At 61.8% G+C, this 16,353-nt stretch carries 17 protein-coding genes; 13 read left to right on the forward strand and 4 right to left on the reverse strand.

Features of this window, described 5'->3' with window-relative positions:
• Positions 1–59: 59 nt before the first annotated feature.
• The gene (locus KUG85_RS04505) at positions 60–581 is read right to left on the reverse strand and encodes a CoA-binding protein (protein WP_065817685.1); all 522 of its coding nucleotides are present in this window, start codon (positions 579–581) and stop codon (positions 60–62) included.
• A gap of 173 nt (positions 582–754) precedes the next feature.
• Between KUG85_RS04505 and KUG85_RS04510 the strand changes: the two genes are divergently transcribed.
• Together KUG85_RS04510 and KUG85_RS04515 are read left to right on the forward strand one after the other, a co-directional pair.
• Positions 755–1,087 carry a hypothetical protein gene (locus KUG85_RS04510; RefSeq protein WP_065817686.1) on the forward strand — a complete coding sequence of 111 codons (333 nt, stop codon included), beginning with the start codon at positions 755–757 and terminating at the stop codon, positions 1,085–1,087.
• 220 nt (positions 1,088–1,307) lie between these two features.
• Positions 1,308–1,592, forward strand: coding sequence for a hypothetical protein (locus tag KUG85_RS04515; protein ID WP_141686058.1), 285 nt, complete (start codon positions 1,308–1,310; stop codon positions 1,590–1,592).
• A 60-nt stretch (positions 1,593–1,652) separates the two neighbouring features.
• On the opposite strand, the gene KUG85_RS04520 is transcribed toward KUG85_RS04515, so the two are convergent.
• Positions 1,653–2,471 (reverse strand): enoyl-CoA hydratase, encoded by an 819-nt coding sequence (locus KUG85_RS04520; protein WP_223004274.1) that lies wholly within the window; start codon positions 2,469–2,471, stop codon positions 1,653–1,655.
• Between the two features lie 140 nt (positions 2,472–2,611).
• Here KUG85_RS04520 and KUG85_RS04525 point away from each other — a divergent pair, with 140 nt between their 5' ends.
• The 5 genes from KUG85_RS04525 (at position 2,612) to argC (ending at position 6,368) form a co-directional block, all read left to right on the forward strand.
• Entirely contained in the window at positions 2,612–3,070 is a 459-nt protein-coding gene (locus tag KUG85_RS04525; RefSeq protein ID WP_223004275.1) for a PaaI family thioesterase, read from the forward strand.
• A gap of 279 nt (positions 3,071–3,349) precedes the next feature.
• Positions 3,350–3,814, forward strand: coding sequence for a 50S ribosomal protein L13 (gene rplM / locus KUG85_RS04530; protein ID WP_007007923.1), 465 nt, complete (start codon positions 3,350–3,352; stop codon positions 3,812–3,814).
• Entirely contained in the window at positions 3,814–4,296 is a 483-nt protein-coding gene (gene rpsI, locus KUG85_RS04535) for a 30S ribosomal protein S9 (RefSeq protein WP_007007924.1), read from the forward strand. Before rplM ends, rpsI begins: the two co-directional genes overlap by 1 nt.
• Positions 4,297–4,400: 104 nt before the next feature.
• The gene (gene speB / locus KUG85_RS04540) at positions 4,401–5,348 is read left to right on the forward strand and encodes an agmatinase (RefSeq protein ID WP_223004276.1); all 948 of its coding nucleotides are present in this window, start codon (positions 4,401–4,403) and stop codon (positions 5,346–5,348) included.
• Positions 5,349–5,438: 90 nt separating this feature from the next.
• Positions 5,439–6,368 (forward strand): N-acetyl-gamma-glutamyl-phosphate reductase, encoded by a 930-nt coding sequence (argC, locus tag KUG85_RS04545; protein ID WP_223004277.1) that lies wholly within the window; start codon positions 5,439–5,441, stop codon positions 6,366–6,368.
• A gap of 72 nt (positions 6,369–6,440) precedes the next feature.
• On the opposite strand, the gene KUG85_RS04550 is transcribed toward argC, so the two are convergent.
• A complete protein-coding gene (locus KUG85_RS04550) occupies positions 6,441–7,559 on the reverse strand; it encodes a COX15/CtaA family protein (RefSeq protein WP_223004504.1) in 1,119 nt (372 codons plus the stop codon).
• Between the two features lie 167 nt (positions 7,560–7,726).
• On the opposite strand from KUG85_RS04550, the gene KUG85_RS04555 reads away from it, so the two are divergent.
• Positions 7,727–7,942 carry a DUF2842 domain-containing protein gene (locus KUG85_RS04555; protein WP_007007928.1) on the forward strand — a complete coding sequence of 72 codons (216 nt, stop codon included), beginning with the start codon at positions 7,727–7,729 and terminating at the stop codon, positions 7,940–7,942.
• Between the two features lie 81 nt (positions 7,943–8,023).
• Complete coding sequence (locus tag KUG85_RS04560) at positions 8,024–9,208, forward strand: GNAT family N-acetyltransferase (RefSeq protein WP_223004278.1); 1,185 nt, start codon at positions 8,024–8,026, stop codon at positions 9,206–9,208.
• 55 nt (positions 9,209–9,263) lie between these two features.
• On the opposite strand, the gene KUG85_RS04565 is transcribed toward KUG85_RS04560, so the two are convergent.
• Positions 9,264–11,432, reverse strand: coding sequence for a GumC family protein (locus KUG85_RS04565; protein WP_223004279.1), 2,169 nt, complete (start codon positions 11,430–11,432; stop codon positions 9,264–9,266).
• A gap of 236 nt (positions 11,433–11,668) precedes the next feature.
• Between KUG85_RS04565 and KUG85_RS04570 the strand changes: the two genes are divergently transcribed.
• The 4 genes from KUG85_RS04570 to KUG85_RS04585 all read left to right on the forward strand — a co-directional run bounded on the left by KUG85_RS04570 (position 11,669) and on the right by KUG85_RS04585 (position 16,283).
• Positions 11,669–12,232 (forward strand): polysaccharide biosynthesis/export family protein, encoded by a 564-nt coding sequence (locus KUG85_RS04570; protein WP_007007931.1) that lies wholly within the window; start codon positions 11,669–11,671, stop codon positions 12,230–12,232.
• Positions 12,233–12,278: 46 nt separating this feature from the next.
• Entirely contained in the window at positions 12,279–13,403 is a 1,125-nt protein-coding gene (locus tag KUG85_RS04575; protein ID WP_223004505.1) for a glycosyltransferase family 4 protein, read from the forward strand.
• Positions 13,404–13,503: 100 nt separating this feature from the next.
• A complete protein-coding gene (locus tag KUG85_RS04580; RefSeq protein WP_223004280.1) occupies positions 13,504–15,039 on the forward strand; it encodes an undecaprenyl-phosphate glucose phosphotransferase in 1,536 nt (511 codons plus the stop codon).
• Complete coding sequence (locus tag KUG85_RS04585; protein WP_223004281.1) at positions 15,036–16,283, forward strand: O-antigen ligase family protein; 1,248 nt, start codon at positions 15,036–15,038, stop codon at positions 16,281–16,283. The genes KUG85_RS04580 and KUG85_RS04585 overlap by 4 nt, the downstream gene beginning before the upstream one ends.
• Positions 16,284–16,353: the final 70 nt, after the last annotated feature.

The following is a 16,353-nucleotide window of genomic DNA, read 5'->3' on the forward strand; positions in this document are numbered from 1 at the left end:
AGAGCGCGCCCTCACAGGAAAAGGCGTTTTGTCCCTGCCGGCCGCACGCGCCTGAAAAATCAGCGCTGACGAATGCCGAAACTCTGAAAACCTTTGCGCATGATGGGCTTTTTCGAGGAAATGACCCGGCTGTTGACACCGTTCCAGCCTATTTCGCGTGAAAGCCGCGCATATTCGATCTTCGGACAGCGGTCCATGACCACCCTGATACCCTTTTCCTCCAGCCTGACGGCCGAGGCGTCGTCGCGCACGGTAAGCTGCATCCACACAACCCCGGGGAGCGGGTCCATCGCCAGGATTTCATCCGTCACGCCAGGAATGGCTGCGGAGGGACGGAAGATGTCGACCATGTCGACCGGCTCCGGCAGATCGGCGAGCCGGGCCACGACCGGGCGGCCGGCGATCTCCCCACCCGCCTGCCCCGGGTTGACGGGAAACACCGTATAGCCCTTGTCGATCAGATATTTCGTCACGAAAAAACTCGGGCGCACCTCATTGGCCGACGCGCCGACAATGGCGACGGTCTTCACCGTGTTCAAAATACTGGAGATGTAGGCGTCGTCGTACTTGTCGTGATTCATCGTTGCTCCCGGAATCTTTGGTGTCAGACCACCAGCCGCGCCGCGCGGTGCCACTGGCAGCATGGTCGCCTGCGCCGGCCCTGAAAATCACGGCCAACCTCATTGTCGGCGCAAACGCAGTTCATGATAAGGTTTCCGATCAGCACAGCCGCGGATAATCAGAGGGGTCGAACATGTTGAGATATGCAGCACTGGCCTTCGGAGCGATCGTCATCTCCAGCCCGGCCGAAGCCATATCCCGTTACACCTCAACTGCCATGAGCTGCGCCGAGGTGCAAGCGAGGATCGGCTCCGAGGGCGCTGCGATCATGCGCTACCAGTCGCGCAACAACCCCAGCCTTCCGCGCTATGACCGCTATGTGGCGAACGAGCAACTTTGCCCCGTCGGCCATATCGGCGCGCGCGACACCATTCCCACCGCAGACCGCGCCCACTGTCCGGTCCTGCGTTGCAAGCCGGAGATAAGGGAGCGGCTTTTCCGGCGCCCCTGGGTGTTCTCGAACTGATCTGCTGCGGCATCGCATATGACGGAATTGCGCATTCGGGCCAGCCTCTGATGCACGCTGAATTGATATATTCAGGAATAGAAAAAATCCTTTATTTATTTATGTTTATATCCGCTTTTGTCTCCAATTGACCTGCGGCACTACTTCCCGCCGCGCCTCTCCGGACGCCGATTTCGATCGGAGAGGCGCGGTCTTGTAACGATGCTCAGAAAGGGAAGCTATGCACAAGTCGTTGGTCATAATCGTCTGTATGGCCTTGCTGTCTCCAAACAACAGCGCATGGGCGGCCGGTCAGTCCTGCCAACAGATCCAGGCAGCCATCAGGGAACACGGATCCATCATCCTTCGCTATCCATCGGGCAATGGCGGTTCCATCCAGCGCTATGACCGGTTCGTCGCGAACCTCAATGAATGCCCCGCGGCCTTCAATACACTGAAGATCCGCCGCGTCCCCACCCTCGATACCGATGCCTGCCCCCTGCACATATGCTGGAACAATGATTGAGACCTGGTGGGGGCGGTGTCCGCTGCGGGCGGCTCTTCTACCGCCCGCAGCCTGCACGTCTCATTTGCCCTGCCATTCAGGCGCACGCTTCTCGATGAAGGCACCGATGCCTTCTTCCGCGTCCCGCGCCATCATGTTCTCCACCATCACCCGGACCGTGTAGTCATAGGCCTGCGACAGCGCCATTTCGGCCTGTGCGTAAAACGCTTCCTTGCCGATCTTGAGCGTCAAAGGTGATTTGGAAGCAATGGTTTGTGCGAAGTTCATCGCAGTTTGATTCAAGATACCCTGTGGCACCACGCGGTTGACGAGACCGAACGTAAGCGCGGTCTGCGCATCGATCATCTCTCCCGTCAGCAACATTTCCATGGCGTGTTTGCGCGAAACATTCCGCGACAGCGCCACCATCGGCGTCGAACAGAAAAGGCCGATATTGACGCCGGGCGTGGCAAACCGCGCCGTCTCGCCTGCGACCGCCAGATCGCAGGAGGCGACGAGCTGGCAGCCAGCGGCGGTGGCGACCCCGCTCACCTCGGCAATCACCGGCTTGGGATGACGCACGATGGTCTGCATCAAGCTGGAGCAGAGACGCATCGTTTCTTCAAAGAACTCCCTGCCCCGGTCCGCGTCGGCCCGATGCGCCGTCAGCTCCTTCAGGTCATGACCCGCGCAAAACACCTTGCCTTCGGAGCGCAGAACGATGACACGCACCGCGTCGTCGTCGCGGACGCGTTCGAGAGCGCCCTTCAGCGCCTCCATCATGGCAATCGACAGCGCGTTGGCAGGCGGGCTCGCAAGCGTCAGCTGCAGGATCCCGTCCGCCTCGCTCACCGCGACCGGTGCCTCTATCGTCTCCTGAACTGCAGCCGTGTCGGCCATGGTCTTCCTCCCTGGGTCAGATGCGTCATCACCTTAGTGCCGCTTGTGTTGTTGCCGCAATCCGGCAATTCTCTCATTTGCCGGCCGCCGTTGCAAAGCGCCAGCCAGAAAAGCCGGAAAAGAATGGGAGGACAGTGTTTATGGATGCCCGAAGCGGATCGAGCACGTTTCAGCCGGTGATGGACGCCGAGGAGGTCAATCTCTATCTGCGCGACGTGTTTCCGCAGGCCTGCAGCGGTGAGGTTCCCGATTATCGCGCGCTCAATGTCTCTCCGGGTGGCTGTACGGTGCGGCTTGAGGCCGGGTTCCGGCATCTGCGTCCCGGCGACACGGTTTCCGGCCCATCACTCTTCGCGCTGGCCGATATCGGCGGCTATGTGTGCGCGCTCTCCCATATCGGCCGCAAGGCGCTCGCCGTGACCACCAACCTCAACATAAACTTCATGCGCAAGGCCGGCCCCGGCACGGTGGACGGCCATTGCCGCATTCTGAAACTCGGCCGACGGCTGATGGTTTTCGAGGCCGAACTGGTGGCAGGCGATACAGGCGAGATCGTCGCTCACGCCACCGGCACCTACTCCATCCCGCCCGCCGAGTGAGCCGTTTTGCCTCAGAAATGCGGCAAACAGCGCCGATTTATAGCGGTACCTGGATACCGTAATTTGAACGTGTTGTTTTTATTGATGTTTTTGCAACACGATCCAAAACATTGCACTTGACGCCCCTCCCGCTCCCCTATAGGTAACCAGCGCTGCAGCTCAAATGTGGTGCTGTATCGGTTTGGACTGGTCGTTGCCCCATGGGCGAGACAGTCGCAAACGCAAGCAACAAGAAACGCCCAGCCTCCGGGCCGGGTTCATGAAAGTGGAAAAAGACCCATGAAAACCTTTTCGCAGAAGCCTGCGGAAGTGACGAAGAAGTGGATTCTGATCGACGCCGAAGGCGTTGTCGTCGGCCGTCTCGCTTCCATCGTCGCAAACCGTCTCCGCGGCAAGCACAAGCCCACCTTCACCCCGCATGTCGACGATGGCGACAACGTCATCATCATCAATGCCGACAAGGTTGTGCTGACCGGCAAGAAATACACCGACAAGAAATACTACTGGCACACGGGCCATCCCGGCGGCATCAAGGAGCGCACCGCGCGCCAGCTGCTCGAGGGGCGGTTCCCTGAGCGTCTGCTGGAGAAGGCCGTTGAGCGCATGATCCCGCGCGGTCCGCTTGGCCGCCGCCAGATGAAAAATCTGCGCGTCTACGCCGGCGCCGAGCATCCGCACGCCGCCCAGAACCCGGAGACGCTCGACGTCGCCGCCATGAGCAAGAAGAATGTGAGGGCCCAGTAATGGCCGAAATCAATTCCCTCGAAGAGCTGGGTGCGGCAACCGCTGCGCAGACCGCCGAGCAGGAAGCTCCGGTGCATGTGCAGAAGCTGGACGCCCAGGGCCGCGCTTACGCCACCGGCAAGCGCAAGAACGCCATTGCCCGCGTGTGGGTCAAGCCGGGCTCCGGCAAGATCACCGTCAACGGCAAGGAGTTCCAGGCATATTTCGCACGCCCGGTTCTGCAGATGATCCTGCAGCAGCCGATCGTCGCTGCCGACCGCAACGGTCAGTACGACATCGTCGCAACCGTCGTCGGCGGCGGTCTGTCCGGCCAGGCCGGTGCCGTTCGTCACGGTATCTCCAAGGCCCTGACCCATTACGAGCCGGCGCTGCGCGGTGTGCTCAAGAAGGGTGGCTTCCTGACCCGCGATAGCCGCGTGGTCGAGCGCAAGAAGTATGGCCGGGCAAAGGCTCGCCGCTCGTTCCAGTTCTCCAAGCGCTAAGCTTCCAGAACTGCCGGATACGAAAAGCGGGCCTTCGGGTCCGCTTTTTTCTTGCGCAGATTCTGGCTTGACCCTACCCATTTGGGTCGCCACAGGAGGAGCCCATGCCGTCGACCTCGATCGACCACGCTTTCACCGCCCGCACGCTGACGGGTGCAGCCAGCGACCCCACCTATGCGGGGGCGCTCTCCTTCATGCGCCGCAAATTCACCAAATCGCTCAAGGGCGCGGATGCCGTGATCTGGGGCATCCCGTTCGACGCCGCGGTATCCAACCGGCCCGGTGCACGCTTCGGCCCGCAGGCGATCCGCCGTGCCTCGGCGATCTTCGACAACGATCCTCAATATCCGTTTGGCGCAGATCTGTTCGAGACGATGTCCGTCATCGACTATGGCGACTGCCTGCTCGATTACGGCAATCATCAGAAGACGCCGGCGACGATCGAGCGGGAAGCTGCGAAAATTCTCAAATCCGGCGCATTCCTTCTCTCACTCGGCGGTGATCACTTCGTCACCTGGCCGCTTTTGAAAGCGCATGCGGCAAAGCACGGGCCCCTCGCCCTCGTCCAGTTCGATGCGCATCAGGACACATGGCACGACGATGGCAGGCGGATCGATCATGGTTCATTTGTCGGGCGCGCGGTGCGCGACGGCGTGATCGATCCGGCGGCATCCATCCAGGTCGGCATTCGCACCCACGCGCCGGAGGATTGCGGCATCGCCATCCTGCATGGCTATGACGTGGAAGAAATGAAGGCCGGCGAAATCGCCGAAGCCATTCTCGCACGCGTCGGCCATCGCCCCGCCTATGTCACCTTCGACATTGACTGCCTCGACCCGGCCTTCGCGCCGGGCACCGGAACGCCGGTGGCCGGCGGCCCATCCAGCGCGAAGATGCTTTCAGTGCTGCGCCAGCTCGGCGCGCTGGAGATTGTTGGCGCGGATATTGTTGAGGTGGCTCCTGCCTATGACCACGCGGATGTGACAGCCATCGCGGGGGCGACCATCGCCATGCACTATCTCGGCCTTCTCGCGGCGAAAAAGCGACGATAAGAGCTGAAGCATCGATTCAGGCGCTTTACGGGTTGATTCCGAACGCGTGTGTAACCAGTTGAAATACGACTCTTTTTCAGGACTGACATCATGACGGCGAAAATCTTCATCGACGGCGAACACGGCACCACCGGCCTGCAGATCAGGGCACGTCTGGCCGAACGCCGCGACATCGAAGTGATCTCCATCCCCGCCGAGAAGCGCAAGGATCCGGCAGCGCGGGCGGAATTCCTCAACGCCGCCGACATCGCCATTTTATGCCTGCCGGACGACGCCGCACGCGAAAGCGTCTCGCTGATCGAGAATGACACAACGCGCGTTATCGATGCCTCCACGGCCCATCGCGTCGCCGAGGGCTGGGTCTATGGCTTTGCCGAGATGGACAAGGCTCAAAGCGCTGCGATCCGCAATGCCAAACGTGTTGCCAATCCCGGTTGCTGGCCGCAGGGCTCCATCGCCTTCCTGCGTCCGCTGATCGGTGCCGGCCTGCTGCCGGCCGACCTGCCTGTCACTGTCAACGGCATTTCGGGCTATTCGGGTGGTGGCCGTACCATGATCGAAGATTATGAGGCCAAGGGCGTCGATGCGCCGAGCTTCATGCCCTATGGGCTGACGCTCAACCACAAACATCTGCCCGAACTGCAGACCTATGCCAAGCTTGCCGGTGTGCCGCTGATGCAGCCGGCAGTGGGCAATTTTGCGCAGGGCATGCTGACCGCCCTGCCCCTGCAGCTCGGCCATCTCGACCGCGTGCCCCCGGGCGCGGAACTCCACACAGCACTTGCCGACCATTACGGCGCGATTGAGAGCGGTGTGGTGAAGGTTGCCCCGCTCGCGTCAATCGAACGCACGGCGGATATCGATCCCGAGATCCACAACGACACCAACACGATGACGCTGCACGTCTTTGCCAACGACGCCCGCGCGCAGGCGCTGCTCGTCGCCGTCTACGACAATCTAGGCAAGGGCGCTTCGGGCGCGGCCGTGCAGAACATGGATCTGATGCTGGAAGGACTTTAAGCTTCGGCTCATGGCAAAAAATGAAGGCGCGCCCCGACGGACGCGCCTTTTTCTTTGGCCAGGCTGCGGAGGTCACACGGCGGCGTAGACCTCGTCCTCGTCGCGCCGGCGCCGTGGCGCTTCAGGCAGAGGATAAGGCCCCTTGGTTGCCCGCCAATGCGCACAGGCGAAGAAGAGCACGACGAGCGCCACGCCCTGATGGGTCAACGCAACATCGATCGGCACGACCATGATGAGTGTCACGATGCCGATGGCCGCCTGCGCCAGAACCAGAACCGCAAAGAGGATCGTGCGGCGCGCATGTGTCGTCCCCGGCGCGCGGCGGATCGCGAACACCATCTGCCAGAGCGCCAGAACGAGCAGCGCATAGGCACCCAGCCTGTGCACGAACTGCACCATCTTCGGGTTCTCGAAGAAATTGATCAGGGCCGGCGTCTGCGCGAAGAGACCTCCGGGCACCAGCGCACCGTCCATCAACGGCCAGGTGTTGTAGGTCATGCCCGCACGCAGACCGGCAACAAGGCCGCCAAGATAGATCTGGAACAGCACCGCCACCACCATCCAGCCGGCGAAGCGGCGTATGCCCTCGTCCGCCCTTCCCGCCGAGTGTGGCGCGAGGCCACGCGCGACGAGCGCGGTCGCGGCGAAGATCAGGCAGGCAATGGTGAGATGCGTTGCAAGCCGGTACTGGCTCACATCGACCCGGTCGACCAGACCGGAGGCGACCATCCACCAGCCGACCGCACCCTGCAGGCCACCCAGCGCCAGAATGCCAAGAAGCTTCGGCTTCAGGCTGCTTTCGAGCCGCCCCGTCAACCAGAAAAAGGCAAGCGGCAGCGCAAAAACGAAGCCAACACCGCGCGCCAGCAGCCGATGCGCCCACTCCCACCAGAAGATGGTCTTGAAATCATCGAGGCTCATGCCCTTGTTGATCTGCTGATATTCGGGAATCTGGCGGTATTTCTCCAGTTCCTCCTGCCATTCGGCCTCGCTCAGCGGCGGGATAACGCCATGGATCGGCTTCCATTCGGTGATGGAAAGGCCCGATTCCGTCAACCGGGTCGCCCCGCCGACGATCACCAGCGCAAACAGGGTCAAAAGCACGAAATAAAGCCAGAAGCGCACGAATTTGCGGTTGCGCAAAAGTGTCTCCTGCGAGACGTCTACCCTTGCAGCACTGGAAGCGGTCATATCCACAGCGTCAGCCATCGTCATTTTGGAAGTTGACCGTTGGTGAACCAAAGCCACCTGACTTGCAAGCCGAACCGGCCTTTGCGCGACAAGCCGTCGCGCTGCGTGGGGCCTGCGATTGCATCGCGTCTCCGAGCGTTTTATGAAGCGCGCGAAAGGTGTTTTTCATGCCCGTACGTCTTCGAAAATTCATCGGCATGGTCGCGCTCGTCGCGCTTGTGGCCGTCTACGCCATCCTCTCGACCGCGATCGCCGTGGCGCAACTGGCCGAATCCGGCCCGCTGGTTCACCTTGCCTATTTCTTCCTGTCCGGCCTTCTGTGGATCATCCCGGCGATGTTCATCATCCGCTGGATGATCGGCAAACCCGAGGGCGGCGCCTGATCCGTCGATCTTTCTTTCACCTTTTGTCGGTATTCAGAAGCAACGCTGCCAGAGAGGCGGCTTTGACGACTGCGATGAAAGATGACGTTTGCAAAGCAGCCAGTAAGGGTGTCTGCCACCGGCGGTAACGCTGAGGAAGGCCTCGGCATTGAGGTCTGCGACGCCGACGCCGTAACGCTGCAGCGCTATCGCGAAGACTGCAGCGATGCCCGCTTCATGCCTGCTCAAAGCCCCGATTGGGTGGCGGCCTGGGCGAAGCATGCACCGCACCCTCCTATCATCGCCCGGCTTTGCGACGGGGATGGCCACCTGATGAGCCTGGCGCTCGAAGTTGCCCGACAGGGCCGCTTTGGCGTTGCCCGCTTCATCGGCGACCGCCACGCCAATGGCAATTTCCCGGCACTGAACCGCAGGGTTCGCGACGGGTTGCCCGGCTCACACCTTCAAATGCTGGTCGACGCTATCCGTCATGCCCGGCCGGATATCGACCTGCTGGTGCTCGAGCGGCAGGTACGCAACTGCGGAGATCAGACCAACCCGCTCTCTGGCTGGCCCCACGGCGACAGCCCCAACGTCTCGCTCGCCGTCGACCTCGAAGGCGGCTTCGACGCGGTTCTCGAACGCTCCAGCGGAAAGCGGAAGCGCAAGCAGCATCGCTCGCAGGCGCGCAAGCTCGAGGCGGCGGGCGGCTATGAGCGCCGTCTGGCAGGCTCACGTGCCGAGGCCGAGGCGATGCTGGACGCCTTCTTTGAAATGAAGGCGCACCGCTTCGCGCTGATGGGCGTTCAGGACGTTTTCGCGCCTGACCGCGTAAAAGCCTCTTTTCGTACGCTCTTTGGCGATGCGGCGGAGATGCAGAACCCGGGCTTTGTGCTTCACGGGCTGGAGGTGGCCGGCAGGCTCCGCGCCGTGACCGGGTCGAGTCGCGTTGGCGCACGCCTGATCTGCGAGTTCAGCTCGTTTGCCGACGATGAGCTGAGCGAAGCGAGTCCGGGCCGCTTTCTGTTTTACGAAAACATCGAGAGCGCCTGCTCACAGGGGCTGAAGATCTACGATTTCAGCGTTGGCGACGAATATTACAAACGGCTTTGGTGCGACCTGGAAACCATCCAGTTCGACACGTTCGTGCCCCTGACGGCGAAAGGCCGCGCCCTTGCCCTGGCCCGCGGCGGCATCGCCCGCGCCAAGCGCCTGATCAACAACAACCCCAGGCTCTGGGCAATTGCGAAAGCGGTCCGGCGCCGGCTGACGCCGCTGCGCGGCTGAACCGGGCTCAGGCCGCGTCGCGTCACCAAAATCAGGCCGCGTCGCGTCACTAAGATCAGGCCGCGTCGCGGCCGGGCGGGGCCGGCGGCATGCGGTGGCCAGCCGGTGAAACGAGGATCGGGGCATCGACGCCGCTTTCACGCAGGTCGTCGAGCATCTCGACCGCCATGTCCCCCTCCTCCGGATCGACCATGCTCACCAGAACCTCGGTGTCGGACGACAGGAGGCGCCGGATATCCCGGGCATCCGATGGACCACACTCGACAATCACCACATCATAGGCGGCCGACAGGGATTCCATGATGATCGGCAGCCGGTCAGCCGCCCGCATGGCGCGCTTCGGATCGGCCGTTCCGACCGGAATGATGTGGCACTCGGAAAAGAGGTCCGTGTGGATCACATCGGCAAACTGCGCTTCCGAGGCGAGAAGGTTTGTAATACCGGCATAGGCGACGCTTTCGAGCATCGGCAGCGACGCAGCGCCGGAAGCGGTGAGGTCGAGCAGCAGAACGCGCAGGCCGGAATCGGCCACGTCCCGCGCCACCAGAACCGAGGCCGCCGCCGCTTCGTCGCCCTCCGGCGAGATGAACAGGGCGCGGCCTGCGCCTCCCGCCACCAGCCGTTCCGACGCCTGTTCAATGTCGATCTCGCCATAGCGCGCCCGTTTCACGGGCTCCTGCCGCACGTCCGGTCGCTCGGGAAAGATCGGTATGTGCGCCCTTTCGGCATCCAGATCCGTGAGTTCCGGCCCGTCGGCATGGACCTCCATCCGTGGTTCTGCGCGCGGCATTCGCGCCGTCGCGGGGACCTGAGCCGGGACACCGGCTGTCGGGCGCATGGCCCGGCCGCTGAAAAGCTCCTGCAGGAGCGTCATGACGGCCATGATGAGAAGCGACGCGACAAAGGCCGCCACCGTGATCGGCACGATTTTTGGAAAATAGGGTTCGCTCGGCGTGATGGCGCGCGAGAAGATGCGCACGTCCGCCGGCAGGTAATTCCGGTCGCTGCGCGACGCGGCCTCACGATAGCGCGTCAGATAGGATTCGAGCAGTTCGCGCTGGGCGGCCGCTTCGCGTTCCAGAGCCCTTAGCTCCACCTGTTCTTCTTCGGCAACCGCGGATGCGGCTTTGAGGCGGTTGAGTTCTGCGTTCAGTTCTTCCTCACGCCGCTCAGCCGTCGCTGCCTCGGCCTCGAACCCGGCAAGCACCTTGTTCGCTTCACTCCGGATCTGCGCATCGAGATCGGCAAGCTGGGACCGCAGCGCGCGAATGCGCGGATGATTGCCGAGCAGCGTCGTGGAGAGATCGGCAATCTGTGCATTGAGCTCCACCTGTCTTTCGCGCAGGCGCTGGATGAGCGGCGACGCCATGACTTCGGGCAGCGTTTCCACCGAAGCGCCGCTTTGAAGCGCACTGCGAACCGAAGCGGCCTGTGCCGTCGCCGCAGACCGGTTCGCCCGGGTGCGGGAAAGCTCGCTCGACAGTTCGGCAAGCTGCTGTGTGGCCAAGACGGTGTTGTTCTGGCCAAGCAGAAGGTCGGACTGCGCCCGGTATTCGGCGACACGCGCTTCGGCTTCCTTCACGCGCTCGCGCAGATCCTGGATTTCCGGCTCGAGCCACTGGGTCGCACTGGTGTTCGACTGGAGCTTTGCATCGCTCTGCACCGCCACATATGCGTCGGCCACGGCATTTGGAATTTCAGCCGCGAGCTTGGGATCTTCCGACGAAAACTCGATGACGATGACGCGCGAATTCTCCACACGGTAGACGGTCAGGCGCTCGCGGAACGCGCGCAGAACCTTTTCTTCCGCCGTTCCTTCAACCGGAGCACTCTTGAGGCCGGCCATCTCAAGCAGACCGGACAGAAGGGAACCACCGTCACCGGCAAACTCGCCGCGATTGGCAAGATTGTAGTCCTCGGCCACGCGCGTGAGAATTTCGGTGGAGGTGATCAGCTCGACCTGGCTTGCCACTCCCTCCCCGTCGAGGATAGGTCGGTCGCCATCATTCACGCCCTGCGGGCGGGTGTAGATGGATTCGCGTGTCTCGATCAGCAGCCGTGTCTGGGCGCGATATTGAGGCGTCACCGTATAGGTAACTGCAAAAACCAGTCCCGTGATGACGAGCGCGGCGAAGAGAATGCGTGGCCATTTTTGCCGGACGCTGGCAAAAAGCCGGCCCAGGTCGACATCCACGTCACCATGCGCGATCTGATCGCTGTTCATCCAGTTGGCTCCCAATCTGCTCGGCGCCAAGGTAAACGGGCATAGTAACCAGCCGGTTAAAGCTTCGCGCCACCCGCTAGATTGAAAAAGCATGCGCGTTATGGGGGTATAAGGCGCAGCTTTACCCGACATTAACCCTAACGGATGGATAAAACGAGCATGGTGCCTGCTTTCGTGAAGATGTCGCAGACAGATCACGGGCGGGACTGGGTGACGTCAGAGGTTTGCAGTCGGTCATGATGAAAACAGCCAAACTCCTGCCAGTGCTGGCAGCTTTCGTCCTTGCTGCGGGCTGTTCGGGATACCGCCCGGCGCCGGCGGCATTTCACGAAGCGCTTTACCAGCCCTATGTGCTCGATGCCGGAGATTCGCTGCGTGTCACCGTTTTCGATCAGGACAACCTGACCAACACCTATAGCGTCGACCAGGCCGGATACATCGCATTTCCGCTGATCGGCTCGGTTCCTGCCCGCGGCAAGACCTCAAAACAGGTTGAGCAGTCGATTGCCGGCATGCTGAGGCAAGGCTATCTGCGCGATCCGGATGTAACCGTGGAGATCGACCGCTACCGCCCTGTCTTCGTGATGGGTGAGGTCGGAGCACCCGGGCAGTATTCCTATGTGCCAGGCATGACGGTTCAAAAGGCCGTGGCCGCCGCCGGCGGTTTCAGCCCGCGCGCCAACCAGAACAATGTCGACATAACACGCGATATCAACGGCAAGGTCATGACCGGTCGTGTCGTTACGTCCGATCCGCTGCTTCCCGGTGACACGGTCTATGTCCGCGAACGCCTGTTCTGAAGCACATCCTCCAATAAGGGCCGAGGCCTTGCCAACCGGCGAAAAACTGAGGATCGTCCACTGTTTTCGCTCTCCCGTTGGCGGAATTTTTCGCCATGTTCGCGATTTGTGCGATGCGCAGCGTGCCGCCGGGCACGAGGTCGGCATTATCTGCGATTCCACCACGGGCGGGACGTATGAGGCGAACCTCATCGCGGAACTGGAACCGCGTCTTTCGCTGGGGGTGAAGCGGACGCCCATGCAGCGTCATATAGGACTTGGCGATCTGACCGCTGCGCGGCGCGCCTATGGCGTCGTACGCGGGATGCGCCCCGACGTCCTTCACGGTCACGGCGCCAAGGGCGGCGTCTACGCACGCGTCTTCGGCACCCTGATGCGATTGTCCGGCCAGAAGCCCGCACGCATCTATTCCCCCCACGGCGGCAGCCTGCATTACGCCGCCGAGACCGCCACCGGTCGCTTCTTCTTCTCGATCGAGCGCATGATGGATCGCCTGACCGATCACATCCTGTTCGTTTCGGACTACGAGCGGCGCACATTCGAGCAAAAGGTCGGCGTACCGCGCGCGCCCTTCACGCTCGTCTATAACGGCCTGACCGCTGACGAATTCACCCCGGTCCGGACAATGCCGGGCGCGGCAGATTTCCTCTACATCGGCATGATGCGCGACCTGAAAGGTCCCGACCTCTTCATCGATGCGCTGGCACTGGCGGAGAAATCGCTTGATCGCAGTCTCTCCGCCGTCATGGTTGGAGACGGCGACGATCTCGGGCGCTACAGGCGCCAGGCGCAGGATCTTGGATTTGGCGACCGCATCCGCTTCCTGCCGGCCATGCCCGCCCGCGATGCGTTTTCACTGGCACGAATCATGGTGGTCCCCTCGCGCGCCGAGGCCATGCCCTATATCGTGCTGGAGGCACTGGCGGCAGGCCGCACGCTGATCGCCAGTTCGGTGGGCGGAATTCCAGAGATATTCGGCGAGGATTCCCCTGCCCTCACGCAGCCGGACTGCGAAGCCATTGCCGCAAAAATGCATCTGGCATTGTCCGATCAAACAGCCTTTCACGCGATCATGCCGTCACTCGATGATCTTCGTATGCGCTTCGGCGCGAACGTCATGGCCACAGCCATAGAGACTGCCTACCGGGCCAGCCTGAAAGCAAATCGTTAAGCAAGAAAACGAGCATTTCCGGCAATCCGTTGCCTGAAACAGAATCTTAGCCCCCTCCCACTTATGTTGCGGTCGCAAAAGTCAGGGGGCATTGCCGTTCATGAACCAGATCGACCCGAAACGGCTCCAGACGTCGAGGGCACCGCGAAAGCCGGGCATGCTGAAGGCGGGAGACGAGCACAGCAGGCTCAATCCCATCGCCTGGCAGGTCGCACAGCAATACAAGCGCGAAACCATGTCGCCGGTCATGGTTCTCGGCGTCATGCGTCTGGTGGAATTCTCCATGCTGCTTTTGAGCGGCTTCGTTCTCTACACGCTTTATGTCGGCCTTTCGCCGGTTCTCTTCTGGCACTACATGACCGTCATCGGCGGCGGCTCGGTCCTCATGGTGGTGCTTTGCGAGTTCACCAGCTGCTATCAGATGCGCGCGCTGCGCAATCCCACCGGGTCCATGGGGCGGGTGCTGGTTGCGTGGATGGCCACATTCGCGGCCCTGGCCCTGACGGGCTTCTTCCTGAAGATTTCCGACAGTTTCTCGCGCTTCTGGCTCGGTTCCTGGTTCGTGTGCGGGTTTGGAGCCCTTCTTGTGCTGCGCATCACCATGTCGCAGCTCCTGCGCCGCTGGGCTCGCAATGGCACGATCGAGCGCCGCGCGGTCATCGTCGGTGGCGGTTCCAATGCCGAACAGCTCATCCGCTCGATCGAACAGCAACCCTACAACGACATTCGCATCTGCGGTCTGTTCGACGACCGCGACGACCTGCGCTCGCCACCCGTCATCGCCGGTTATCCCAAGCTCGGCACCATCACCGAGCTGGTGGAGTTCACCCGCATCGCCCGTATCGACATGCTGATCGTCGCCCTTCCGATCTCGGCTGAAAAGCGTGTTCTATCGCTCCTCTCGAAGCTCTGGGTGCTGCCGGTCGACATTCGGCTGTCGGCGCATGCCAACCATCTGCGCTTCCGGCCCCGCGCCTATTCCTATATCGGCTCGGTGCCGATGCTCGACATTTTCGACCGGCCCATCAACGATTGGGATTCGGTTGCCAAGCGGGGTTTTGACATCCTCTTCAGCCTGATCGGCATCATCGTCTTTTCACCGATCATGCTTGCGACGGCCATCGCCATCAAGCTCGACAGCAGGGGACCCGTGCTCTTCAAGCAGTTGCGGCACGGCTTCAACAACGAACCGATCGAAGTCCTGAAGTTCCGTTCCATGTATGTCGAGCAATGCGACCCGACCGCTAAGGCGGCAGTCACCAAGAACGACCCGCGCGTCACGCGTGTCGGCCGCATCATCCGCAAGACCTCCATTGATGAGCTGCCGCAGTTCTTCAACGCGCTGTTTGGCAGCCTCTCCCTTGTCGGTCCACGGCCGCATGCGGTGACGGCGCAAACCCACAATCGTCTCTATGAAGAAGTCGTCGACGGTTACTTCGCCCGTCACAAGGTCAAGCCGGGCGTCACCGGCTGGGCGCAGATCAATGGCTGGCGCGGCGAGATCGACACGGACGAAAAAATCCGCAAACGCACGGAATACGATCTCTACTACATCGAGAACTGGTCGCTCTGGCTCGATCTCAAGATCCTGTTCCTGACGCCGATCAGCCTGTTCAACACGGAAAACGCCTATTGAGCCTGCTCGCCTACGATAGACCGCCGCCGGGCCTGCCCCGCGCCGCCGTTGACGCCAAGCTGGTTTCACTCATGAAGCTGGCGGCGATCGGTCTTGGCGTTTTTCTGTCCGGCTTCGTCATTCGCGAACCGGCCCCCTATGAGCTCTACATGGTCGGTCTCATCGCCGTCTGGGCGCTGGCGGGCCTCAGGATATCGCGGCGTGTCGCACCGCTTCTGGCGCTGCTCATCGCCTTCAATATCGGCGGTCTCATTTCGCTCTCGCAGCTGGCCGATCTCGGCACGATCCCGCTCTATATCGCGGTCTCTCTGTTTCTGGCGCTCACATCCGTGTTCTTCGCCGCGATCGTCGAGGCGGAGGCCGAGCTGCTTTCGGTTGTTTTCCGCGCCTGGGTGGCCGCCGCCGCGATCACGGCGCTGTTTGGAATTCTCGGTTACTTCAACGCCTTTCCGGGCGCTGCGATGTTCACCAAATTCGGGCGCGCCGCCGGCGTTTTCGAAGACCCGAACGTGTTTGGTCCGTTCCTGACACTACCGGCGATCTACCTTCTCTACCTGATCCTGACGGCGCGGCCGGGCATTGCCTTTCTTGCCGCGCCGCTCCTTCTCATCGTTACGGGTGGCATCTTCTTTTCCTTTTCGCGCGGCGCGTGGGGCCTCCTCGTCTTGACCTCGAGCCTTCTGGTGCTTGTCGTCTTTCTCAATGCCGGAACTGCCACCGCGCGGCTGCGCATCGCCGTCACCGCGCTTCTGGCGGTTGCCGGCATTGCGCTTGCCCTCATTCTCGCGCTTCAGATTCCCGCCGTATCGGAACTCTTCACCCAGCGCGCTCAGCTCGTGCAGGATTACGACAGTGCCCGCCTTGGCCGCTTCGCACGTTTCGGCATCGGTTTCGGCTGGGCCACAGAACATCCGCTCGGCATCGGCCCCCTGCAGTTCGGCCAGATTCTCGGTGAGGACACGCACAATATCTGGCTGAAGACGCTGCTCGATTATTCCTGGCTGGGTTTCGCGGCCTATCTGACGCTGATCCTGTGGTCGCTCGCGGCAGGTTTCCGCATCCTCTTCCGCCGCCGTCCCTGGCAGCCCTATCTGATCTGCGTCTACATCGTCTTCGTTGGCCATGTGGCGCTCGGCACGGTGATCGACACCGATCACTGGCGCCATTTCTATCTCCTGCTTGGTCTGCTTTGGGGGATGATCGCGCTGGAGCAGCGATGGATGGCAAAGCGCGGCCCACAATGACGACGCGGCTCCTGCGTCCCGACTCCTGAAAAATTCAGTCAGCCGCGAACGTTTTTCGTTTTTGTGCATC

It is taken from the genome of Nitratireductor rhodophyticola (assembly GCF_019891355.1).
GTDB lineage: Bacteria > Pseudomonadota > Alphaproteobacteria > Rhizobiales > Rhizobiaceae > Nitratireductor > Nitratireductor rhodophyticola.